We start from the raw sequence: 23,609 nt of genomic DNA on the forward strand, positions 1-23,609 counted from the left end.
CATATTATTAACAGCATAACAGCTTTGTCGCTGAGTGAAAGCCTGTGTATTGACTCATCATCCGGTTATCGATTGGTCAGCGGCGGCCGGCTTGACGATAAGCGTCAGCCAAACCGCTCCCAGCAGGGCGATGGCCATAAACATGTAAGATGCTGCGGGGGATCCGGTGGCGCCGTTGAGATAACCGACAAACCATGAGCCGACAAACGACCCCAGCGCTCCCATGCTGTTAATCAGCGCCATGGCGCCGCCAGCCACATTGCGCGGCAGCATTTCCGGGATAATGGCGAAAAAGGGGCCGTAGGGGGCATACATGGCGGCGCCGGCAATCACCAGCAGGGCATAGGATGCCCAGAAGTGATCGGCACCCAGCAGCCAGGAACCCAGAAAAGCCAGCGCCCCGACCAGCAGCAGCGGCCAGACGAAAATCTTGCGGTTCTGCAGTTTGTCAGATGCCCAGGATACCAGGATCATGGCGATAGTGGCCGCCAGATAAGGTACCGAGGAGAGCCAGCCGGCTTCGACCATGCCCATTTCCATCCCGTTGCGCAAAATCGACGGCAGCCACAGCACAAAGCCATAAACGCCAATGCTCCAGGCGAAATACTGGATGCAAAGGATTATCACATTGCGCGAGCGAAAGGCCTCGGCATAATTCAGTACCGGTTTGATGTGCTGCTGTTCTTTGGCCAGCTGCGTTTCAATCGCCTGTTTTTCGTCATCGGACAGCCAACTGGCCTGAGACGGTTTGTCGCTGACCCACATCCACCAGCAGAAAGCCCAGCAGGCCGATGTCGCTGCCCCAGTGCAGGCCCAACCTGCGCAGGGCGCGCGCCACCTGCAGCGTCAGCGCGCCATTGGCGCTGAGGATAGCTTTACGCATTCCCCGGTGGCGACGATGACAATCGTCCAGCAGGGCCGAGAGCCCGTCACCGTCATTCAATAGCGCCTCCGCTTCTTCCGCCAGCAGATGCGGTTGGTCGGCCATACAGGCGCGAAACGCCTGCAGCCGCTCGATCCGGGTATTTACCGTTGTCAGCGGTTCGCTGAGAAATAATATCGCCTCGAATCCCTGGTCAATCAGATGCCCGGTGGCGCGGGTGGCGGCCTGCCTATTGTCCAGCCCCACCACATCGCAGGCGAAATCAGAAATTTTACGATCGATAAGCACCATCGGCAGCGATGAACCCTGCAGCAGGCTGAGCGCTTCTTCCCGCATGCCGACCGCATTGATGGTGGCGCGTCCCGGCGCAAAGGATCTTTTGGGGCGGCTCATGGCTGTTCCTCTTGTCATGGCGGGTTGTTATGCCGGCCGTTGTCGCCACTGGAGTATCAATACCAGATGGCCGGTTTCCTCATTCCGGTATCGTCCAATCAGCCTGAAACCCTCGCGCCGGTAAAAACGCCGGGCGGCCCGATTCAGTTGATAAACCTCCAGCATCAGCATGGGGAACTGCCGCTTGGCGTGCGCCATCAAACGATTGCCTATGCCCTGGCGATGATAAAGCGGCGAGATAAAAAGCGCACTGATATAACTTTCACGGCTAACGCAGATGAAACCCGTCAGCACGCCATGCTGTTCATCTGTCCGGCTCCAGGACTGGGGCAGGCAGTCATCCCGCAGCATCGGCAGGCTTTCTTGCCAGTAGGCGGGCGAGATAAAAGGGTGTGCCAGCGTGGTGCTTAACAGCCACAGGGCGGTCACTGCCTCGGTATCGTCATGCCGCAATGGCCGTATCATCGGCGTAAACTCCTTTGTTTCCACATTCGTTGCCGCATTCGGGCTGTATATCTTACCGCCAGAGGGTATACTGACGCATTCTCAATAAACCCACTTGTATCGCGTGCGAATTCAACATGCAAAAGTTTGATCCAAAGACCTTTCAGGGCCTGATACTGACGCTGCAGGATTACTGGGCGCGTCAGGGCTGTACCATCGTCCAACCTCTGGATATGGAAGTCGGCGCCGGTACCTCCCATCCGATGACCTGCCTGCGCGCCCTCGGGCCTGAGCCAATCGCCGCCGCCTATGTGCAGCCATCCCGCCGTCCTACCGACGGCCGGTATGGTGAAAACCCGAACCGCCTGCAGCACTATTACCAATTCCAGGTCATCATCAAGCCGTCACCGGATAATATCCAGGAATTATATCTCGGCTCGCTAAAGGAAGTCGGGCTTGATCCGCTGGTAAACGATATTCGCTTTGTCGAAGATAATTGGGAAAACCCGACGCTCGGCGCCTGGGGACTCGGCTGGGAAGTGTGGCTGAACGGCATGGAAGTGACCCAGTTCACCTATTTCCAGCAGGTCGGCGGACTGGAATGCCGTCCGGTAACCGGTGAGATAACCTATGGCCTTGAACGCCTGGCGATGTACCTGCAGGGTGTAGACAGCGTCTATGACCTGGTCTGGAGCGACGGGCCGCTGGGCCGAACCACCTACGGCGATGTTTTTCATCAGAATGAAGTGGAGCAGTCCACCTATAACTTTGAATACGCCGACGTGGATTTCCTGTTTACCTGCTTTGAACAGTATGAGAAAGAAGCGCAGATGCTGCTGGCGCTGGATAATCCCTTGCCGCTGCCGGCCTATGAGCGGATTTTGAAGGCGGCGCACAGCTTCAACCTGCTTGATGCGCGCAAAGCCATATCGGTCACCGAGCGGCAGCGCTATATCCTGCGTATCCGCACGCTGACCAAGGCGGTTGCCGAAGCCTATTACGCTTCACGCGAGGCCCTGGGTTTCCCGATGTGCAAAAAGAACAAGAATTAAGAGGCTACGCCATGACGCAACATACTTTCCTGGTGGAAATCGGCACCGAAGAGCTGCCGCCGAAGGCTCTTCGCAATCTGGCGCAGTCTTTTGCCGCTCAATTCGGCGCTGAACTGGATAACGCCAACCTGGGTCACGGCGAGATAAGCTGGTTTGCCTCGCCCCGCCGGCTGGCGCTAAAAGTGGCTGGCCTTAGCGCGGCGCAGGCCACGCGCGAAATTGAAAAACGCGGTCCGGCCATCGCCCAGGCGTTTGATGGCGAGGGTAACCCGACCAAAGCGGCTGAAGGCTGGGCGCGCGGCTGCGGTATCACCGTCGACCAGGCCGAACGCCTCGCGACCGATAAAGGCGAGTGGCTGGTTTATCGTGGCCTGGTACAGGGTCGGCCGGTGCAGGAACTGCTGTGCTCAATGGTCAGCACGGCGCTCGCCAAACTGCCGGTGCCGAAAATGATGCGCTGGGGCGACAGCGATACCCAGTTCATCAGACCGGTTCATACCGTAACCCTGCTGCTGGATGATGAGCTTATCGCCGGTACGGTGCTCGGTATCGACAGCGGCCGCATACTGCGCGGCCATCGCTTTATGGGCGAACCGGAGTTCAGCATTGACCATGCGGACCAGTATCCCGAGATTCTGCTGACCCGCGGCAAGGTCATGGCCGATTATGAACAGCGCAAGGCGGTTATCCGCCGGGATGCCGAAGCGGCGGCGGCGCGTATCGGCGGCATCGCCGAACTGTCTGAAAGCCTGCTGGAAGAAGTGACCTCGCTGGTGGAATGGCCGGTAGTGCTGACGGCGCGCTTTGAAGAGAAATTCCTGGCGGTGCCGGCCGAGGCGCTGGTTTACACCATGAAGGGCGACCAAAAGTATTTTCCGGTCTATGACGCCCAGGGAAACCTGCTGCCGCACTTTATTTTTGTCAGCAATATCGAGTCAAAAGATCCGCAGCAGATTATTTCCGGTAATGAAAAAGTGGTGCGTCCGCGCCTGGCCGATGCCGAGTTTTTCTTCAATACCGACCGCAAGAAGCGCCTGGAAGACAACCTGCCGCGGCTGGCTACGGTTCTGTTCCAGAAGCAACTGGGCAGCTTACGCGACAAGAGTGATCGGATTGAATCACTGTCGGGTTGGATTGCCGGCCAGATCGGTGCCGATGTGGGCCTCGCCAGCCGTGCCGGGCTGCTGTCCAAATGCGACCTGATGACCAACATGGTGTTTGAGTTCACCGATACCCAAGGGGTGATGGGCATGCATTATGCCCGTCACGACGGCGAGCCTGAAGAGGTGGCCGTTGCGCTTAAAGAGCAGTACCAGCCCCGCTTTGCCGGGGATGCGCTGCCCTCCGGGCCTATCGCCTGTGCGGTGGCGATTGCCGATAAAATGGACACCCTGGCCGGTATCTTCGGCATTGGCCAGCATCCGAAAGGCGATAAAGACCCGTTTGCCCTGCGTCGTGCCGCCCTTGGCGTACTGCGCATCATCGTTGAAATGCGTCTGCCGCTGGACTTGAACACCCTGGCCGGCGAAGCGGTGCGCCTGTACGGCGACAAGCTGACCAACCCGGCGGTGGTTGATGATGTGATTGAATTCATGCTTGGCCGTTTCCGCGCCTGGTATCAGGAAGAGGGGCACAGCGTTGACACCATTCAGGCGGTGCTGGCGCGTCGTCCCACTCGTCCGGCTGATTTCGACGCCCGCGTCAGGGCGGTAAGCTATTTCCGCACCTTGCCGGAAGCGGCATCGCTGGCGGCGGCCAACAAGCGGGTATCCAATATCCTGGCCAAGTCTGTCGACACCCTGAATGAACAGGTACAGGCCGCAGCGCTGAAGGAACCGGCTGAAATCCAGCTGGCGACTCATCTGGTGGTGCTGCAGGACAAGCTGAAGCCGCTGTTTGCCGAAGGCCGTTATCAGGATGCGTTGGTTGAACTGGCCACGCTGCGTGAGCCGGTGGATGCGTTTTTCGAGCAGGTAATGGTGATGGCGGAAGATGACGCGGTGCGTATCAACCGCTTGACCTTGCTTGATCAACTGCGAAAACTGTTCTTGCAGGTAGCGGATATTTCCCTGCTGCAATAAGCCTCTCCCCGCCGGGGCGGTAGCCTCGGCGTCCATCATCCCCTTCCCATCCGGCGCGCCAGTGCCTATTTGCGGCAATCTCCCCAAAGGGAGCGTGGGAATTTTTTATTGCCTGAAAACTCGGCTATTCTTAATGAGCAAAGGAGGGCGCAAGCAGATTCAAACCAGCGGAATACCTATTTTTTTACAGGAGTAATGGTTCATGACATTGAGGGAAAGAGTCGGTGAATACCGCCATTGGTTAGTCATTCCGGTGATGCTTTTTATCATGGCTCAGCTGGCTGGCTGTGGGGACAAAGAACCCGAACAGCGCCAGGCCTTTATCCAGTTCCTGCAGACTTCGGTTATCGCCGGCCCCGAGCGATTGCCGGCGCTCAGCGATGACCAGAAAACGCAATTCGGCCCGTACGTCGCGGACTATCAGATCCTCCAGACTTACTCGACCCAGTTCGCCAAGGCCGTCAGCGACAGTCTGGTACCGGTATTGGACGAGATCGGCCAGATTCGTGTCCCGCAGGATTACCTGACGCACCGTACCCGTCTGCAGCAGGCGGCAGGCGCACTGAACCTCCTGGGCCCGCAAATTGACGGCGCTCGCAAACGGGCCGATGATGCACGGGCGGCGCTTAAACAGCCCGACGATCTCAAACCGATCTATGAGAAGGCTTACCGTCGGGTGGTCACTCAATCGTCACAGCAGCTGGGGCCGGTCATCAGCAGTGCGTCAGCCCTGACGCAAACGCTTGTCCAACTCGGCGATTTCCTTACTATGCAGGGTACCCAGGTCAGCTATAAAACCGATACGGTGCAGCTGGGGTCGCAACTGCAGGTTACCCAATATAATGAGTTGGTGTCCGCCATCCAGACTCAGCACCAGCAGCTGATGCAGGCTCAGTCATCAGTCGCTTCCACCCAGCCCTGATGTTAAAGCGGCAGCGCGATTGATCGCGCTGTTGCTTTGCTCAATTGCAGATCTCGCCAAGACAGCCTTAACAGCACCCACCGCCGCTGTCTTTCATCCGCCTGCAATGAAATGCCGGGAAAATTGTCAGGCAGCCGCCAGCACAGTGATGTTTAACCAATACCACTGTGCCATGCAAATTAATTGTGACTACTGTCACAACTAAAGAACAAAGATGCTTCGGCATAATGTGATTTATATCACATTTATTCAGTTGCCGATCGATGAAAATCCGCGTTAATGTTTTTTTCTGCCGCTATTTTGTGATTTATATCACTGAGATAGGGGGTAACCAGGGGGGGAGCGCGTGACTCCTGTCACAGATGAACCCATGAGTACGCCTCGCCGAAAGAGCGTGGTAGAGTCCGGCTGAATGAGGCGTTACCAACAAATTCGGCAACACTATAGCAACAACTTCCACGCGCTCTTAATGAATGGCGCGGACCACTAGGGGTGTAATTTATGTCTTCATCGGATTTCAAGGTCAAGGTCCAGAACTTTGGCCGCTTCCTCAGTAATATGGTGATGCCGAATATCGGTGCATTTATTGCCTGGGGTATCATCACCGCGCTGTTCATCCCCACCGGATGGACGCCTAACGAAACGTTGGCGAAACTGGTGGGTCCGATGATCACCTATCTGCTGCCGCTGCTCATCGGTTATACCGGTGGCCGGATGGCGGGGGGGGAACGTGGCGGGGTGGTCGGTGCCATTACCACCATGGGCGTCATCGCCGGTGCCGATATGCCGATGTTCCTCGGCGCAATGATTGCCGGTCCGCTGGGCGGCTGGGTTATCAAGCGCTTTGACCGGATGATCGACGGCAAAATCAAAAGCGGTTTTGAGATGTTGGTCAACAACTTCTCCGCCGGTATCCTCGGCATGCTGTTGGCTATCCTGGCGTTCCTGGCGATAGGCCCGCTGGTAGAGATCCTGTCCAAAGCGCTGGCGGCCGGGGTCAACCTGATGGTGACCTACAACATGCTGCCGCTGACCTCGATTTTTGTTGAGCCGGCGAAAATCCTGTTCCTGAATAACGCCATCAACCACGGTATTTTCTCGCCATTGGGTATCCAGCAGGCGACGGAAACCGGCAAATCCATTTTCTTCCTGATTGAAGCCAACCCAGGTCCAGGCATGGGCGTCTTGATGGCCTATATGCTGTTTGGCCGTGGCAATGCCCGTCAATCCGCTGGTGGCGCCGCCATTATCCACTTTCTCGGCGGGATCCATGAAATATACTTCCCGTACGTGCTGATGAATCCGCGTCTGCTGATTGCGGTAATCCTCGGTGGTATGACCGGCGTATTCACCCTGAGCCTGCTGGGCGGTGGTCTGGTATCGCCGGCTTCCCCGGGTTCAATCCTGGCGGTACTGGCCATGACCCCCAAAGGGGCATATTTTGCCAACCTGGCCGCCATTGTCGCCGCTTTTGTCGTCTCCTTTATCGTTTCCTCCATCCTGCTGAAAAGCAGTAAAGTCAAAGATGATGACAGCCTGGAAGAAGCCTCGCGCCGCGTACAGGACATGAAAGCGCAGTCCAAAGGAACGACCACACCAGTACGTAGCGGTCTGAACGGTGACCTGAGTTCAGTACGCAAAATCATCGTGGCCTGTGATGCCGGTATGGGTTCCAGCGCCATGGGGGCAGGTGTACTGCGTAAAAAGGTGAATGAAGCCGGACTGAAAAATATCAGCGTAACCAACTGTGCCATTAACAGTCTGCCTGACGACGTCGATTTGGTCATCACTCACCGAGATCTGACTGAGCGGGCCATGCGTCATGCCCCCCATGCCCAGCATATCTCGTTGACCAACTTCCTCGATAGCCAGCTTTATACCGACCTGACCGCTCGACTGGTTGCGGTTCAGAAAAGCGGCCAGTCCCAGCAGAAAGTCATGACCGCGCTGGACGACAGCTTTGAAGCCAGCGAGCAGAACCTGTTCCAGTTGACGCCAGCCACGATTTTCCTCGGGCTGAAAGCCGATCATAAAGAACAGGCGATCCGCTTTGCCGGCGAGCAACTGGTGGCGGGCGGATATGTGCAGCCTGAATATGTCGAAGCGATGCTCGATCGTGAGAAGCTCACCTCTACCTATCTGGGCGAATCCATTGCGGTGCCTCATGGTACAATCGAAGCCAAAGACCGGGTGTTACGCACCGGCGTGGTATTCTGCCAGTATCCTGACGGCGTGCGCTTTGGTGAAGACGCTGATGATATTGCCCGTTTGGTTATTGGTATCGCCGCCCGCAACAACGAGCATATCCATGTGATAACCAGCCTGACCAATGCGCTTGATGATGAAGCGGTCATTGAACGATTGACTCACACAACCGATGTTAATGAAGTCCTGGCATTGCTGAAAGGGCAAAAAGTGGTCTGACCCCGTGCCCTTTTGCCATTCAGTTAATCATGTTTGACAGAGGGGCCGTAAAACGGCCCCTCTTTTGCTTAGATAAATTCAAGGTTGATTCTATGAAAGCACTACATTTCGGAGCAGGTAATATCGGACGTGGTTTTATCGGTAAACTCCTGGCTGACGCCGGTGCAGAGGTTGTTTTTGCCGATGTGAATCAGACGGTGCTAGACGCATTGAATGCTCGTCACCAGTATCAGGTGCACGTGGTGGGGGAGCAGGCTCATTTTGAAACCGTCAGCAATGTGAGCGCGGTGCACAGCGGCAGCGACGAGGTGATTCACCTGATAGCCAAGGTTGATCTGGTGACCACTGCGGTCGGCCCGCAAATACTGGAGCGTATCGCGCCGAGTATCGCCCAAGGGCTGGTGGGTCGTCATGACGCGGGCAACCCTCAACCGCTGAATATCATCGCCTGTGAAAATATGGTACGCGGTACCAGCCAGCTGAAGCAGCATGTGTTGAAGGCGCTGCCGGAACAGTATCACACCTGGCTTGAGGCATCGGTGGGCTTTGTGGACTCTGCCGTTGACCGTATCGTCCCCCCTTCCGAGGCGGGTACCCACGACCCGCTGGAAGTGACGGTTGAAACCTTCAGTGAGTGGATTGTCGATAAAACCCAGTTTGCCGGGCAGGCGCCGTCGATTGCCGGTATGGAACTAACCGATAACCTGATGGCGTTCGTTGAGCGTAAATTGTTTACTCTGAATACCGGTCATGCCATTACGGCTTATCTGGGCCAGTATGCCGGGCATAAAACCATTCGGGACGCGATCCTGGATCCGGCAATACGCCAGGTAGTAAAAGGGGCGATGGAAGAGAGCGGTGCGGTACTGATTAACCGATATGGTTTTGAACCGGTCAAGCATGCGGCTTATATCAATAAAATCCTGCAGCGCTTTGAGAACCCCTATTTGCATGATGACGTTGAACGGGTCGGTCGTCAGCCGCTGCGTAAGCTCGGCGCCGGTGATCGTTTGATAAAGCCGCTTCAGGGATGCCTGGATTACGGTCTCAGCCATGCTAATCTGGTAAAAGGAATTGCCGCCGCTATGCAATATCACAGTGAGCAGGATCCTCAAGCCCAGGAATGGGCGGCACTACTGGAAGAATTTGGGCCTAGAGCTGCATTATCCCGGGTGTCTGGCTTGGAAGAAGACAGCAAGGTAGTAGAGCAAGTGGTGAACGTGTATAACGCCATGCAGTGAAATCAAGTCCGGCCCGGGCAGTGCCCGAGGTCGGATTTTTACATGGTGTCCAGCAATGACGGAAAATACACAACTGCTTGAAACCCGGGTGCTTGAATGCTTAAACGCCGGCGCTACGGTCAGGGACTTGGTGGCTGCGGCCATCGAATTGTTAACGGAAGCGATCAACATTCTGGTGCTGCAAGTGTTTCGCAAGGATGATTACGCAGTCAAGTATGCTGTGGGTCCGCTGCTGGTCGGCGCCGGCCCGCTGGCCGAGCTGTCGGTCCGGTTGAAGCTGGTGTATGCGCTGGGCGTTATCAGTCGCCAGGAATATGAAGATGCGGAACTGCTGCTGGCGCTGCATGAGGAATTGCAAACTAACCCCAATGAGTACCATTTTACCGACGATGAGATCCTGGGGCCGTTAGGTGAATTACACTGCCTGAGCGGTTTTCCTGCCCCGCCCACGATGCTGGACCCGGCCGCCAGCGAAGATCTGGTGCTGATGCAAAAGCAGCGTTACCAGCAGATCGTCCGTTCCACCGTCGTATTGTCGACCACTGAATATCTGGTGCGCATCAGCGCCAAAAAAGCCTTCACCGATGATTTGCTGCTCAAGTAAGCGGTCTGATTGCCGTTGAACACGTAGCATCAGCGTAGTGGACAGGGAAAGTCGGATAACTATTTATTAAACAATTAGGAGTATAATCAATATAAGCTAATTTTTAAAGTTTAGTCGCCCTAATGAGGCAACAATCAGGTCTTTAACCACTAAGGATCTGAACCATGACAGTTATCTCGCGCAACAGCAGTACTGATGCAGGTCTGAACCGTCCGGCCCCTCCCCCATGCAGCCCCAAACCGCTATTCATCAACCAGGTGAAATCGGTCCATTCAGCTAATATCAATCTCCCTGCCGGGACGGGCGAGCATACCAAACGGGTCAATGAAAACAACCTTCTGGGTTCTGCATCGGTCCAGAGGAGGATCGCCTGGGTAACATCCGATCAACTGGCCGCCAGTCTTAAGCAGGCCCTCAATGTGCGTGCCGCCGGGGTGAAACTTGCCTCAGCCAGCAAGGCCGCGGCAGAACCGTCATCGGTGCTACTGGCAGGAGAAAAGGTGGATAATTACGTCTCTAAAAATAATATTCAAGCTCAGAGGACCCTGCTGCTGACCTCGCTGGATATTGCTGATAACTCAACAGACATGAGTCAGCTCAGCCGCTTTTTAAACCTAGGGCAGGATGCCGGCAAAGTTGAGGCTAAATCCTGCAAACAACCTGGCTTGTTTGCCCGCATCGGCCGTGTCCTGGCCAAGGTCACCGCCTGGCTGTTCTGTCGTCCGACCCATGCTCACGGCTAGTCAGCATCGGTATCAGCGGGCGCTTGGTCGCCGTTAACATCGAGAGATGTCACTCAGCCGATAGCGTTGCTGATAACAAAAAGCCATCCCGAAGGATGGCTTTATTATGGGTTTGCCCGTGGCAAATAACGGAATTATTTAGCCTGTGAGAAGCGGGCTGCCGCTTCGTCCCAGTTCACCACGTTCCAGAAAGCCTTGATATAGTCAGGACGACGGTTCTGGAATTTCAGGTAGTAAGCATGTTCCCAGACGTCCAGGCCGAGAATCGGGTAGCCTGATGCACCGGAAATGGCTTCACCCATCAGCGGATTGTCCTGGTTAGCAGTCGAAACCACCGCCAGCTTGCCGTCTTTTTGCACCAGCCATGCCCAGCCGGATCCAAAACGGGTTGCAGCCGCTTTCTCAAAGGTTTCCTTGAACGCGTCGACGCTGCCAAAGTCACGTTCAATGGCGGCTTTCAGTTCGCCCTGCAGGGTGGTGCCCAGCTTCAGGCCTTTCCAAAACAGGCTGTGGTTGGCATGGCCGCCCGCGTTGTTACGCAGCACGGTTTTTTTGTCAGCCGGCACTTGGTCCAGTTTTTGAATCAGCTCATCGGCGGAAAGACTGGCGAATTCCGGCAGTGTTTCCAGGGCGGCATTGGCATTATTGACGTAGGTCTGATGATGTTTGGTATGATGGATTTCCATCGTTTCCTTGTCAAAATGGGGTTCCAGCGCGTCATAAGCATAAGGCAGGGCAGGTAGAGTAAAGCTCATAGTCATTTTCTCCATTCGTAGTTGAGCGACATTCTGCATGTTAGTGCCGCGTAAGCCATCTGATCATTATAGTTAATTAAACGTTTATTAAAACGTTTATAATTCCTTTTAAAAGAACATGTTTAGCATTACCTGTCCAGTAACCGCTCTGGATGAGTATAAACCGTGGCACGTCCCGGTTTACTGAACCCCACCAGGGTTAACCGACATTTCTCGGCTACGTCTATTGCCAGCGCGGTGGCCGCCGACACGGCAAACAGGATTTCAACGCCGCACATGGCTGACTTTTGCACCATCTCATAGCTGGCGCGGCTTGATACCAGCACTGCCCCCGGCGATGGCTCGGCGTAGGCGCGCAGGCCGAGCAGTTTATCCAGCGCCACATGGCGACCCACATCTTCACAGCCCAGGGTAAGCTCGCCTTCAGCCGTAATCCAGGCTGCCGCATGGGTACAGCCGGTTATTTGACCCACCGGCTGAACGCTTTTCAACTGTGACAGCGCCTGATCCAGCCGGTGCAGCGGCCAGGTCTGGGTGAAAGGCAGTTGCGGCACTGGTTTGGCGATTTCATCGAGCTGCTCTACACCGCATACGCCGCATCCGGTCCGACCAGCCATGGCGCGCCGTCGGGCTTTGAGTGACATGAATTGGCGGCTGGATAATTCAATGTGGACTTCAATGCCATTACAGGAAGGAATAACATCCATACCAAAAATATCGGCCGGCTTTTCAATGATGCCTTCGGAAAGGGAAAATCCAAGCGCAAAGGCCTCCAGCTCTTTAGGGGATGCCATCATCACCACATGGGATATGCCGTTGTAAACCAACGCTATCGGTACTTCTTCGGCGATCCAGTCCGGCGCCGCCTGGCCAAGCGATCCGCGCTGGTGAACGTCATATTGTTTAGCGCCTGGCGGCGTGGCCGGTGCCGGCGAAAGAAATTTGGACATGTCGATTATCATCTGGGCTTATCAGGTGGATAGGCGCATTATTCTCCCCCCTGCCGAAGGATGCAAAGTTATCGTCCATCGATTGAAGCAGGAAGCTTGTTTCAGTCGGTTGCGGTTTATCATTCTGCTTGCTAGGTTTAATACACAATCAGTAGTTGCCTATAAGGACTTTGCTGTCATGACCATGGGATATTTCCGGATCGTCACATTTTCGCTGCTGGCCGGGATGGCGGCATTCAGCGGTACGGCACAGGCCGAGAGCGCAACCATGGTTGCCTCAGCCAGTCCCGCCGCTGCCGCCGGCGCTATCGATGTGTCGGTGATGGCAGGTAAAATTACCTTGCGGGTGCCTGCTGAGTTCGTCAACCAGACCAGGGAAGAGGCTGCCAGCCAGAATACCGGCGTTAAAATCCAGCTGCTGGCGGATCGGCAGCGTCAGCAAGTGGTCGGTATCAGCGAAGTACCGACCGCAGATGGCGACGCCAACGATAATAGCGAGGCGGCATTCAATAAAATGGCCCAGGGGATATTGTCCGGCCTGAAGACCCAGTACAAAGACGTCAAAAAGACCGGCCAGACCCGGATTAGCGCTGGCGGGCAACAACTGCTGCGGCTTGATACCCGCCAGACGGTGCAGGACAAGCTGATGAGCGGCACTACGCTTGTCACCCCTTATCAAGCCAATGTCGTCACATTGCAAGTGCTGAGTCCGGCTGCGGATAAAACCGGCCATGCGGCGCTGGTTAAATTTGTGCTGGAGAGTCTGGCATTTCACTGAGGTTCTGCCACGGCCCGCAACCGGTTTTTGTCGGCTGGTTGCGGGTATATGCAGCATAATCGTTGAATACCCTTGAAACAAAATAAATGAATATGTGAGATTTATCGAAAACCCGGTCACAACTTTCCTTTCATCCCTCCGGCTGCTCTCAGTTTTGCCTACCGTTACTTTGCACCAATACATCTCGGTACCGTGCGGGGCGCCCGACGACAAGCGGCAGCGTCCTCATCTTGCCAGGTAAGCTTCATTGCGCAAATTGTGTATAGGAGACAGCCATGGACCTCGATTCAACTGCAGGCCGATTAGTTCCCGGCGAGTATGGTTATCCTTTCGAATTGAAATCACGTTATGACAATTTTATCGGCGGTGAATGGGTAGCGCCGGTAAAAGGCGATTACTACGTCAACCTGACGCCGGTGACCGGCAAACCGCTGTGCGAAATCGCCAGTTCTGCTGCGGACGATATCGATTTGGCCCTGGATGCGGCGCATAAGGCCAAAGGAGAATGGGGCGCATGTCAGCCCAGCAACGGGCCGCCATACTCAATCGGCTGGCCGATCGTATGGAGCAGAATAGTCAGTTGCTGGCAGCGGTCGAAACCTGGGATAACGGCAAACCGATTCGCGAAACCAGCGGGGCCGACGTGCCGCTGGCTATCGACCATTTCCGCTATTTTGCCGCCTGTATTCGTGCTCAGGAAGGCGGCATCAGCGAAATCGACAGCCAGACGGTGGCTTATCACTTTCATGAACCGCTGGGGGTGGTGGCGCAAATCATTCCCTGGAATTTCCCGTTGCTGATGGCCTGCTGGAAAATGGCCCCAGCACTGGCTGCCGGCAATTGCATCGTGCTTAAGCCGGCCAAACTGACGCCGCTGTCGGTGATGGTGCTCATGGAGCTGGTGCAGGATCTATTGCCGCCGGGCGTAGTCAATGTGGTCAATGGCTCAGGCAGCGAAATCGGTGAATATCTGGCGACCTCAAAAAGGATCGCAAAAGTGGCTTTTACCGGGTCCACGGAAGTGGGCCAGCAAATCATGAATTATGCGTCGCGTAATGTGGTGCCGGTGACGCTGGAACTGGGCGGTAAATCGCCTAACATCTTTTTCGCTGATGTCATGGAAAAAGAGGATGCCTTTTTTGATAAGGCCCTGGAGGGGTTTGCCCTGTTCGCCTTTAACCAGGGAGAAGTGTGCACCTGCCCTAGCCGTGCGCTGGTACAGGAGTCGATTTACGAACGTTTTATGGAGCGAGCTATCAAGCGCATTGAATCAATACGCACCGGTAATCCGCTGGATACGCACACCCAGATGGGGGCTCAAGTGTCTTCAGGCCAGCTGGATACCATCCTCAACTACATCGATATCGGTAAAAAAGAGGGAGCGGAGATCCTGACCGGGGGCAAGCGCAAGGCCCTGGCCGACGACCTCGCCGGCGGCTATTACCTGGAGCCGACCATTCTGCTGGGCAAAAACAGCATGCGGGTTTTTCAGGAGGAAATTTTCGGCCCGGTACTGGCCGTCACTACCTTCAAGGACATGGAGGAAGCACTGGAGCTGGCCAATGACAGCGATTACGGTCTGGGTGCCGGGGTCTGGAGCCGCGACGGTAATATCGCTTATAAAATGGGGCGCGGTATTCAAGCCGGCAGGGTGTGGACCAATTGTTACCACGCCTATCCGGCGCATGCGGCCTTTGGCGGCTATAAGCAGTCCGGTATCGGTCGGGAAAACCACAAAATGATGCTGGAGCATTATCAGCAGACCAAGTGCCTGCTGGTCAGTTACTCAGACCAACCGCTGGGCCTGTTTTAACCCTGGCGGGTTGCCCGCTTGCCCGCATGGCGGTCCGGTCTATCGCCATGCGGCCTGCCATATCGGCCGATTGAGCAGCCTGCACCGGGAAACCGGTAGCCTGACGACGGCTTTTCAGTCTTTTCTGACCGTTTTTCAATAATGATTATGATGCTATGACTTTTTACGACTATTTTATGAGTGGAAAGTAAAAATTGATCAGCGGGTCAGCGGGGAAGGGATGTCTGAAAAACAGCAGGATGAAAAGATAGCCTGGATCGATAATCTGCGGGCAGTAGCCTGCCTGATGGTGATTATGATCCATACTACCTCCTATTATGTGACCCAGGGGCTTGGGGTCGGTGAGCACTACTGGATCCTGGCCAATACACTTAATTCCGCTTCCCGGGTTGCCGTGCCGGTATTTTTCATGATTTCCGGTTATCTGTTTTTTGGCGAGCGGCAGGCCAGGGGGAAGCATTATCTGCGTATCGCCCTGTGCCTGCTGTTTTACAGCGTGATCGGCCTGACTTACATGTCCACTCTGACGCCTATCAATGCGCTGCAAGGGCTGGAAGGCGCATTACAGAAGCCGGTGTTTTACCACCTGTGGTTTTTCTATGCCATTACCATGGTGTATCTGCTGTCGCCCTATATCCGCGTCAACCCGGTGCCAGCAGGACATATCGCGTTATTGGTTATACTGCTGGCGGTCATTGCCAATCCCAATACCCCCGCTGTTTCAGTCGGTCATTTCAGCCTACTGCCGGCTAATCTTTATCTTAACGGCGATACGTTCTATTACGTGTTATATGCCCTGCTCGGTCGAGCAATGGGTCTGCTGGCATTCAGCCGCGCCAGACGCACGCCGCTGCTGGCCGCTGCGGCGTTTGCCCTTTGCGCGTTGCTGATTGCTTTAGGCACCAAGCGGCAAATGGCCATCAACGGTGATTTTGCCGATACCTATTATGATTATTGCGGCCCGCTGGTTTTTATTGGCGCCATCAGCCTGCTGGTGCTGTTCAAGACAGCTTTCAATCGGCGGGTGCCGGTGATTCTTCAACTGATATCAAGGCATTCACTGGCAATTTATGGTTTTCATGCCTTCATCATCCACTACTTGCGCACTCATGGTCTTGATATCAAATCACTGCCGGCGCTGGATATTGTCTATATATTCAGCCTGACCCTGCTGGTCAGTCTGTTGCTGGCCATCGCTGTAGCCAGGATCGACCGGCGGCGCCTGGTCAGTTAGCCGCTGTGGATTACTCCTGCTGGCGTGATTGGGCGCGGCGCAGTTGGCGGGCGGAGGAAAACCCTGCCGCCAACGCTGATTTTTCGATGCCCAGTCCCTCTTGTAGCCGCTGCCGGGCAATAGCGACCCGCAGTTGCTCATGATATTCCCGCACGCTGATACCCAGATGCTCGCGAAAAATCCGCGCCAGGTGACGACTGCTCAGATAGACTCGCCCGGCCAACTGATCCAGTGACCAATTGGCCTCTGGCTCGCGGGACAGAATATCCTGGGCGCGATGAATGGCCGGATGAAGATGATTGCGGTAGCGCAGCCAGGGGGAGAGCTGCGGATCCTCCGGGCCACGGCGAAAATAGACCACCATCTCCCGAGCGACGATCATCGCTTGCCGCGGGCCTACCTGCTCACTCACCAGGAACAGCGCCAAATCGATGCCGGCGGTAATGCCGGCACTGGTGTAAATGCCGCGATCCTCGACAAATATCCGATTGTCCTTTACCTGAGCGAGAGGCGCCTGCCGGCGCAGCCGCTCAATAATGCTGTGATGGGTAGTGCACTGATAGCCATCCAGCAGACCGGCCTGGGCCGCCAATAATGCGCCTGAGCAGACGCAGACCAGTTGCCAGCGACCCTCGCGGATGGGCTGTTGCAGGCCCTGCAGCCAATGCCCGGCAATCCGTGACGCCAAAGAGGACAAGGTTCGATCAGAGTTGATGACGCCTGGAATGATCAGAATGCTGCTGTCCGGCAGGCTCGGCGGTAGCGGGGAGATGTGATTGACGCTGAGTCCGGCAGACGTTATTACCTGGGCCTCAGGCCCGATATAATGCAGCCTGAAGGCCCCGGACTGCTTCAGCACTTCCGCCGGCCCGGTCACATCCAGCAGCACGGTATCAGGCAACATTAAAAACCAGACATCACGCACGGTGTTATTCTCCTTATCCCTGGCCGGCAGGCAGGGGCAATCAGGCGTCAGTGGCATCCAGACTCTGGATGCAGCCTTCAACATCACTTATCCGGGCAAAACGGTCAATCAATACCGTCTCGGTGCGATGTTTGAGTTCGGTGCTATCAAGAGTAATACCGCCATGGGTCATAGGGAAAGTCAGCGTGGCGGGGGTGACGAAAGTCACGCTGAACCCCAGATCGGACGCCACTCTGGCGGTGGTTTCACAGCACTGCTCGGTACGCATGCCGGCGATGATCAGATGGTCAACCTGCTTCTGGCGCAGCCATTCCTCGAGGCCGGAATCGGTCAGGGCATTATGCACATGTTTGTAAAAAGTCGCCGCCGGCTGGTGGGTCAGAAAGGGTAAGCGTTCGATTAATCCTGAGTCGCGGGTGAAGGGCCATGCTTTGCCGATGTGAAATACATCGATAAGCAGCACTTCACGCTGGCGGCATTGTTCTATCAGCGACAACAATGCGGTCTGGAATGCCGGTACCTCGGCTTCATCCCAGAACGGCTGGTGCAGGAAAGAGTGCTGTACATCAATGATCAGTAATGCGCTGCATGTCATTTTCGGACTCCTAATTGATGGTATAGCACCATCATGCACAAGGAGCGGGAAATAGGACATGCCAAAAACGGACATCATAGTGCGCGGGACGGACCCGATGTGGAGTGTCATTAGCCAGATGGCCGGCAGGCTATCGGTGGGATTCCTGCCGGGTAACTGCGACACCCGGCAGGCGAGCGCGGCAGGCTTGCAGGCAGCGTTAACTGCATATCGAGGGCAACTGTCAAGCCCGGCCGCAAGACTTATGGCGCGGTGTGGGTGCGCCAGTAATCGTAATAGATATGCTCAACCTGATCGTCGGTTTTCTGGCTATTCCCGCTCAGGCGCCAGGCCAGGGTAAAGGCGAAATCAAAAGCGACGCCCAGCCCCTTACCGCTGAGCAGGTTGCCATCTTCCACCACTTTGGCATCCACGTATTGGCCGTCAGATACTGTCTCATGCAGGTCGCCGGAGCAGACGTAGCGACGTCCCTTAAGCAGGTCATTGCCGCCCAGCACTCTGGCGGCGGCGGAACAAATCGGGCAAATCAGCTTACCCGCCTCGTCATGCCGTCGGATAAACTCCGCCACCATGGGATTGGCCGCCAGATTTACCGAACCTTGCGGGCCGCCGGGCAGGACTACCGCGTCATACAGTTCATCCAGTTTTCGTTCCAGCAGGTCGTCGCCAAACATCCTTATCTGGTGATAGCTTACCAGTTCCAGCCGATCCTGGCAGGACAGCATTTCCACCTCTATATCAAGACGGCGCAGCACATCAATGACGATGATGGCTTCCGCTTCCTCAAATCCCTTCGCCAGTAACACAGCGACTTTTTTGGACATATTTCCTCCGCTGAATACCCATAAGATGCTGACAGGGTAGCATAGGAAATTGAAATAAATAGAACGTCGTTTCATTTTTAAGAGATGATCGGCGTTTTCATTGCCTCAGCGCAAAAAAGAGCCTCGAAAGGCCCGGCGGGAATCTGCTGTGGAGGGCTGCCTGGTGACCGGTGTGGCACCGCCTACAGGCAGCAGGGGTAGAAAACCGAATCAGTCGTCTTCCGTCCAGACGCCGAGAATATAGCCGTCCGGATCCTTGAAATGAAAGCGCTGACCGCCGGGGAAGGCGAAAATGGGCTTTACTATCTCGGCCCCGGCGGCTTCCAGTTTCTTCTGCGTTTCATGAAGATGGCTGGCATAGAAAATGACCAGCGGTCCGCCGCCCGGCGTTACCGGCTCGGTAGAGGAAAAGCCGCCGGTGATGCGACCGTCGAAAAATTCACTGTAGGTGGGTCCGTAGTCGGTGAACACCCAGCCGAACACGTCGCCGTAAAACTGCTTGGATCGTTCTATATCGGTGACGTTGAACTCAACGTAATCGACCTGACCATTGGCGCCGATTTCTTTCATCTTTATTCTCCCGTACAGATAGAGGACTTGAGTATGGACGATGGCCATTGTGTGGGCCAGGCATACTCTTGGAATGAAGTTCCGGCAAAACGCCCAGAGAGAAAAGTATAGCCCGATGTGGATTTACCGGCCGTTAATACAGCGCGTTAATTCGAACTGAGCCTTATCAGCCGGGTGGCAAGCGGGCAGGGTCAAGCCTGACGGGGATTATGCCAGAGGGTGGTAATCCCTCCATGGTCACCGGTTATCGGATCATGTGCAGGCACCGACACCTTGGCCAGACGCTGCTGCCGCTGGTGTAGTTTCTCTGGTTCATCACGACACAGGTCTGCGCTGACACCGGGCGGATAGGCGCCGACCGCCTCGAAATCGCGACTGTTATCGATGGCCTTGTGACCGACGCCTGCCGGGATCAGCACCGCATCCCCGTAAGCAATTTCAATGACCGGGCCGTTTTCTCCGCCGAACTGGATCTTGGCCTGGCCGGCAAATACGCCCAGCAGTTCATGGGCATCGCTGTGGAAATGGGTATAGGGATAGATGCCGAAGCGCCACTGGGCCGGCCAGTCGTTTTCGGCAAAATGCCGCTCAAACCAGGCTGCGGCATCGGTGGTAGCCGCGGGCAGCACCCGCCGATAAATCACCAGCGGCAGAGGGCTATTGGGAACGCCGCCATCGGCATCGTTCAGCAAAAGGGTTTCAACTTTCATGGTCTTCTCCCTGATGGGCGATATAACACGCCGGTTATGTCATCTATAGCAATAATTAATAACAGCATAGTCAACATTATACGATGGCGCATCGATTTACATACCCCTCCGATCAGGCATAAGCTAACCACCGACGGTCAATCTGCGGCTCACTGCCGTGTGACTCATTTTAGTTAACAGGAGTTTTGTCATGAGTAACGCTTTTCTCGATACCATCAAGGCCCGCCGTTCAATTTATGCTATCGGCAAGAATGTGACGCTAGCTGAAGATGAAATTGTTCAATTGGTAAAAGAAGCTGTCAAGCAAAGCCCGTCGTCCTTCAATTCCCAAACCTCCCGGGTCGTTGTGCTGTTTGGACAGCAAAGCGAAAAATTATGGGATATCGTTAAAGAAACCCTGAGGAAAATTGTGCCGGCGGAAGCCTTCGGCACCACTGAAGCCAAGCTAGCCTCTTTTGCCGCCGGCGTCGGCACCGTACTGTTTTTCGAAGATACCAAGGTGGTAGACGAACTGCAGAAACAGTTTGCGGCTTATGCCGATAACTTCCCTATCTGGTCGGAACATTCGACCGGTATCGCTCAATTTTCGGTATGGTCGGCTCTGGCCCAGGAACGCATCGGCGCTAGCCTACAGCACTATAATCCGATCATTGATGATGAAGTGAAACAGACCTGGCAGTTGCCTGACAGCTGGAAACTGCGTGCCCAGCTGCCTTTTGGTTCCATTGAGAAACCGGCCGGGGAAAAGACCTATATCTCCGATGAACAGCGTTTCCGTATTTTCAAATAAATCAGTAATATAGACTCCATGCTGGCAGAGATCGACAGGGATGTTGATTTGATTGGCCGGCTAACACTCGTATTCGCTTCATAACAGGCTACAGTTAATCACTGGGCTGGCTAAAAAACACTCAATCGCAAGTTTTAATGGCTCTGGCAGCGTGGCAATAGCATAATGCGCTGGCAAATGACTGCGTATGAGCGTCTGTGACGAATAAGGAGAGTAACTATGACCAGAATGTTGATTGTATTCCTGTTTTTTATCGCTATCTGTGCCGGCATCATGATGGTACAGATGGGTGGGCGTTATCCGTGGATTTAAACGCTGTCGGGTGAAATGAGGTCCTGACGAGGCAGATAATGCAGCCTCAGGATGAGGCAGACTGCCTGATTTTACGAAAACCAGACCAAAGCTGTAGTGTATTGACCAATACCAGCAGGGCTGTAACGATAAATACCCATCGAAAACCCATGACCGCCGATACACTTGAGCCTATAAGCGGTCCCGCGACATTGCCAAGATACATGAATGATTGGTTATAGCCGAAGATGCGGCCGGTTACCCTGTCGCTCGAATGCTTGACCAGCAGTGTCTGCACCGCAGGCATTAGCGCGCCTTCGGCAAATCCCATCAGAAAGCGCAATACGGCCAGCTGCAGCGGGGTATTGACCAGCGCCATAAACGAAAACAGCACGATCATCACCATCATGGCGGCCAGCAGAATGCGCGATGTCCCGATGCGATCTCCCAGGCGGCCAAGTCGCGGTGCCGCCAGCAGTGCCGATATGCCTGGCACGGCGGCAATCGCGCCGCTGATAAAGGCAATGTCGTTGATGCCGGGTGAAATATCTTTGATAAACAGCGTCAGTATTGGGCTTATCGAACTGTTGGTCAGCTGAATCATCATGGTGGTGATAAACAGGGTCAGGATAAGCCGCGGGTAGGGTAATGAAGCGAAGATTGCCCGGCCCTTGAGCTGGTCGACTTTGCGCACCACTAACCGCCGCTCTTTAATTAAAAACAGCGTAATCAAGAAACTGACCAACATCAGGGATGCCGTTACCAGGAATACTACCCGCAAACCGAGATGATCCGCCATGAATCCCCCCAGCAGGGGGCCGATGATGACGCCTGAAACCTGGCCGGTAGAAAGCGTGCCCAGCGCCCAACCGCTTTTCTCGCGCGGCACTTGGGATGCCACTAATGCCATGGCGTTAGGAATATAGCCTGAGGTAAGGCCCATCAGCGCTCTGAGGAAAAACAGCTGGTAGACGTTGCTGGCAAAGCCCTGCAGTGCAATCACCACCGCCATGCCGAGCGAGGCCCGCAACAGCATCAGTTTGCGGCCCTTGCGATCGGCAACACTGCCCCAGAACGGCGATGCTATCGCCGATACCAGGAAGGTCGCACTGAACACCAACCCCGACCAGACGCTCAGGGCTTCATGGGACCTGACGCCAAGCTGCTCTACATACAACGGTAAAAACGGCAGGATTTGGCTCATCGCCAGACCGGTGAAAAAACACCCAAACCATACCGAGATGATATTGACTTTCCAGGCTTCCATTTTTCGCATGCGTCAGTGACCGAACTTCAGGGTATAAGGTTAACACGCTAATAGTATATGGTGATCACAAACTAACCCTCGAAACCGCATTCAGCCTTTGGCCGTCCGTTGCGAATAGCCGTCCCGGTACTCCGCCGTCAGGCGGCTGAGCCAGTCTTGGCTGACGCGATGCGGCTCCTGCTGCAGTGTCAACAGGCCTGCATCCAGGATGTCTCTGGCCTGCCGCCATAAATGGGGGTCGCCTTCGGTCAGCACTTCAATCTGCAGCTTTTTTTCGACCAGATAGTAACGGGCAAACTGAGCATCATAGGTGATGATAGAACAGGTATTGTCGATAATATCTGCCAGTTTGATGGTTTTGGCATGAGAGGATGCGCATGCCATATGTAGCAGGGCCGCACGGGTTTTTTCAATGCGCGGGCAATCGGCAGGGGTGGCCGGGGTGGTTAGCATCTCAACCAATTCGGCAACTGCCCGGCCAAAACGTTGATCGATATCCTTAAGCGTGACGTCGGTATCTTCGACGGTATCGTGAAGCCAGGCTGCCGCCAGCATGTCTTCGCTGTGGCTAACGCTGCGTACTCGTTCAACCACCGCCGCCGGGTGGATGATATAGGGCTCAAGGGTATACTTCCGGCGTTGATCCCGGCTGGCATGAGCATGACTGGCGAAACGTCTGGCTCGATTTTCAAGGCTATGCATTTCTTACCCTCTTCTCGGGACGGTGACGTTGTCGGGTTGGTCGGATAAAATGAAACTACTTGCTATTATGTAGTGCGCTATGTAATCTGTCCACTATGAACAGTGAAAACAAACATTCAGCCGGCAACTCTGCGCCGTTGCTGCTGGACCAGCAGTTCTGCTTCGCCCTGTATTCGGCCAACCTGGCACTGAATAAAGTCTACCGTACGCTATTGACCAGGCTTAACCTGACCTACCCGCAATATCTGGTCATGCTGGTGCTGTGGGAGCGGGATGAAATCACCGTGTCTGATATTGGCGAGCGTCTCTTCCTGGACTCGGCCACGCTGACACCGCTGTTAAAACGACTTGAAGTCGCTGGTCTGCTGGGTAGGTTCCGTTCAACGGTGGATGAACGGCAGGTGATCATCCGCCTAACCACCGAGGGCCGCGGACTGCAGCAAACGGCGCTCTCTATCCCGAATGACGTGCTTTGCGCCACTGCCTGCAGCGCGGATGAGCTCTCTGAACTCAAGCGGCAGCTTGAAATGCTGCGAGGCCGCCTGGCGACACACTGTTCCTAATGGGAATGAATTAACCTGTTAATCATGACTGCACTTAAATCAGTGTAGCCATTTT

21 protein-coding genes and 3 pseudogenes are annotated in these 23,609 nt (G+C 55.1%); 12 read left to right on the plus strand and 12 right to left on the minus strand.

All coding sequences use genetic code 11. The annotated features are described in order from the left end of the window. Positions 1-57: 57 nt before the first annotated feature. The 3 genes and pseudogenes from EDC52_RS12170 to EDC52_RS12180 all read right to left on the minus strand — a co-directional run. Positions 58-783 (minus strand): annotated as a pseudogene (locus EDC52_RS12170) (MFS transporter); the annotation flags it as partial. Next, positions 776-1,261: pseudogene (locus EDC52_RS12175) on the minus strand (substrate-binding domain-containing protein); the annotation flags it as partial. The pseudogenes EDC52_RS12175 and EDC52_RS12170, both read right to left, overlap by 8 nt. A 42-nt stretch (positions 1,262-1,303) precedes the next feature. Further along, on the minus strand, positions 1,304-1,741 hold the full coding sequence (locus EDC52_RS12180; RefSeq protein WP_131865605.1) for an N-acetyltransferase: 438 nt from the start codon (positions 1,739-1,741) through the stop codon (positions 1,304-1,306). A gap of 116 nt (positions 1,742-1,857) precedes the next feature. Here EDC52_RS12180 and glyQ point away from each other — a divergent pair, with 116 nt between their 5' ends. From glyQ to EDC52_RS12215, 7 genes are all read left to right on the plus strand, one after another. Further along, a complete protein-coding gene (gene glyQ, locus EDC52_RS12185) occupies positions 1,858-2,772 on the plus strand; it encodes a glycine--tRNA ligase subunit alpha (RefSeq protein ID WP_131865606.1) in 915 nt (304 codons plus the stop codon). 11 nt (positions 2,773-2,783) lie between these two features. After that, entirely contained in the window at positions 2,784-4,853 is a 2,070-nt protein-coding gene (gene glyS / locus EDC52_RS12190) for a glycine--tRNA ligase subunit beta (RefSeq protein WP_131865607.1), read from the plus strand. A 202-nt stretch (positions 4,854-5,055) separates the two neighbouring features. Next, entirely contained in the window at positions 5,056-5,775 is a 720-nt protein-coding gene (locus EDC52_RS12195) for a DUF3053 domain-containing protein (protein ID WP_131865608.1), read from the plus strand. Positions 5,776-6,276: 501 nt separating this feature from the next. After that, positions 6,277-8,199 carry a PTS mannitol transporter subunit IICBA gene (locus EDC52_RS12200; protein WP_131865609.1) on the plus strand — a complete coding sequence of 641 codons (1,923 nt, stop codon included), beginning with the start codon at positions 6,277-6,279 and terminating at the stop codon, positions 8,197-8,199. Positions 8,200-8,291: 92 nt separating this feature from the next. Then, on the plus strand, positions 8,292-9,440 hold the full coding sequence (locus tag EDC52_RS12205; RefSeq protein WP_131865610.1) for a mannitol-1-phosphate 5-dehydrogenase: 1,149 nt from the start codon (positions 8,292-8,294) through the stop codon (positions 9,438-9,440). A gap of 55 nt (positions 9,441-9,495) precedes the next feature. Next, positions 9,496-10,044: an MltR family transcriptional regulator gene (locus EDC52_RS12210; RefSeq protein ID WP_131865611.1), complete on the plus strand. Its 549-nt coding sequence runs from the start codon at positions 9,496-9,498 to the stop codon at positions 10,042-10,044. 164 nt (positions 10,045-10,208) lie between these two features. Beyond that, positions 10,209-10,787 carry a hypothetical protein gene (locus EDC52_RS12215; protein ID WP_131865612.1) on the plus strand — a complete coding sequence of 193 codons (579 nt, stop codon included), beginning with the start codon at positions 10,209-10,211 and terminating at the stop codon, positions 10,785-10,787. Positions 10,788-10,921: 134 nt separating this feature from the next. Here EDC52_RS12215 and sodA read toward each other — a convergent pair whose 3' ends face one another. Then, positions 10,922-11,542 carry a superoxide dismutase [Mn] gene (gene sodA, locus EDC52_RS12220; protein ID WP_131865613.1) on the minus strand — a complete coding sequence of 207 codons (621 nt, stop codon included), beginning with the start codon at positions 11,540-11,542 and terminating at the stop codon, positions 10,922-10,924. 128 nt (positions 11,543-11,670) lie between these two features. Then, on the minus strand, positions 11,671-12,492 hold the full coding sequence (gene fdhD, locus EDC52_RS12225) for a formate dehydrogenase accessory sulfurtransferase FdhD (protein WP_131865614.1): 822 nt from the start codon (positions 12,490-12,492) through the stop codon (positions 11,671-11,673). Positions 12,493-12,670: 178 nt separating this feature from the next. Between fdhD and EDC52_RS12230 the strand changes: the two genes are divergently transcribed. From EDC52_RS12230 to EDC52_RS12240, 3 genes and pseudogenes are all read left to right on the plus strand, one after another. Next, positions 12,671-13,270, plus strand: coding sequence for a hypothetical protein (locus EDC52_RS12230; RefSeq protein WP_131865615.1), 600 nt, complete (start codon positions 12,671-12,673; stop codon positions 13,268-13,270). Between the two features lie 275 nt (positions 13,271-13,545). Further along, a pseudogene (exaC, locus tag EDC52_RS12235) lies at positions 13,546-15,083 on the plus strand (acetaldehyde dehydrogenase ExaC). A gap of 220 nt (positions 15,084-15,303) precedes the next feature. Next, complete coding sequence (locus EDC52_RS12240; RefSeq protein ID WP_131865616.1) at positions 15,304-16,317, plus strand: acyltransferase; 1,014 nt, start codon at positions 15,304-15,306, stop codon at positions 16,315-16,317. A 10-nt stretch (positions 16,318-16,327) separates the two neighbouring features. On the opposite strand, the gene EDC52_RS12245 is transcribed toward EDC52_RS12240, so the two are convergent. From EDC52_RS12245 to EDC52_RS12265, 5 genes are all read right to left on the minus strand, one after another. After that, a complete protein-coding gene (locus EDC52_RS12245) occupies positions 16,328-17,221 on the minus strand; it encodes a GlxA family transcriptional regulator (RefSeq protein WP_230468036.1) in 894 nt (297 codons plus the stop codon). Positions 17,222-17,282: 61 nt separating this feature from the next. After that, positions 17,283-17,837 (minus strand): isochorismatase family protein, encoded by a 555-nt coding sequence (locus EDC52_RS12250; protein WP_131865618.1) that lies wholly within the window; start codon positions 17,835-17,837, stop codon positions 17,283-17,285. 242 nt (positions 17,838-18,079) lie between these two features. Further along, positions 18,080-18,661 carry a DJ-1 family glyoxalase III gene (locus tag EDC52_RS12255; protein ID WP_131865619.1) on the minus strand — a complete coding sequence of 194 codons (582 nt, stop codon included), beginning with the start codon at positions 18,659-18,661 and terminating at the stop codon, positions 18,080-18,082. 210 nt (positions 18,662-18,871) lie between these two features. After that, entirely contained in the window at positions 18,872-19,231 is a 360-nt protein-coding gene (locus tag EDC52_RS12260) for a VOC family protein (protein WP_131865620.1), read from the minus strand. 191 nt (positions 19,232-19,422) lie between these two features. Next, complete coding sequence (locus EDC52_RS12265; protein ID WP_131865621.1) at positions 19,423-19,941, minus strand: cupin; 519 nt, start codon at positions 19,939-19,941, stop codon at positions 19,423-19,425. Between the two features lie 190 nt (positions 19,942-20,131). Between EDC52_RS12265 and EDC52_RS12270 the strand changes: the two genes are divergently transcribed. Continuing rightward, positions 20,132-20,731 carry a nitroreductase family protein gene (locus tag EDC52_RS12270; RefSeq protein WP_131865622.1) on the plus strand — a complete coding sequence of 200 codons (600 nt, stop codon included), beginning with the start codon at positions 20,132-20,134 and terminating at the stop codon, positions 20,729-20,731. Positions 20,732-21,089: 358 nt separating this feature from the next. Here the strand turns inward: EDC52_RS12270 and EDC52_RS12275 are convergent, their stop codons facing one another. Next, positions 21,090-22,289: a multidrug efflux MFS transporter gene (locus tag EDC52_RS12275; protein ID WP_131865623.1), complete on the minus strand. Its 1,200-nt coding sequence runs from the start codon at positions 22,287-22,289 to the stop codon at positions 21,090-21,092. 90 nt (positions 22,290-22,379) lie between these two features. Then, positions 22,380-22,991 carry an HD domain-containing protein gene (locus EDC52_RS12280; RefSeq protein WP_131865624.1) on the minus strand — a complete coding sequence of 204 codons (612 nt, stop codon included), beginning with the start codon at positions 22,989-22,991 and terminating at the stop codon, positions 22,380-22,382. A 95-nt stretch (positions 22,992-23,086) separates the two neighbouring features. On the opposite strand from EDC52_RS12280, the gene EDC52_RS12285 reads away from it, so the two are divergent. Continuing rightward, positions 23,087-23,554, plus strand: a complete 468-nt coding sequence (locus tag EDC52_RS12285; protein ID WP_131865625.1) for a MarR family winged helix-turn-helix transcriptional regulator — start codon at positions 23,087-23,089, stop codon at positions 23,552-23,554. Positions 23,555-23,609: the final 55 nt, after the last annotated feature.

It is taken from the genome of Biostraticola tofi (assembly GCF_004343195.1).
Classification (GTDB): domain Bacteria; phylum Pseudomonadota; class Gammaproteobacteria; order Enterobacterales; family Enterobacteriaceae; genus Biostraticola; species Biostraticola tofi.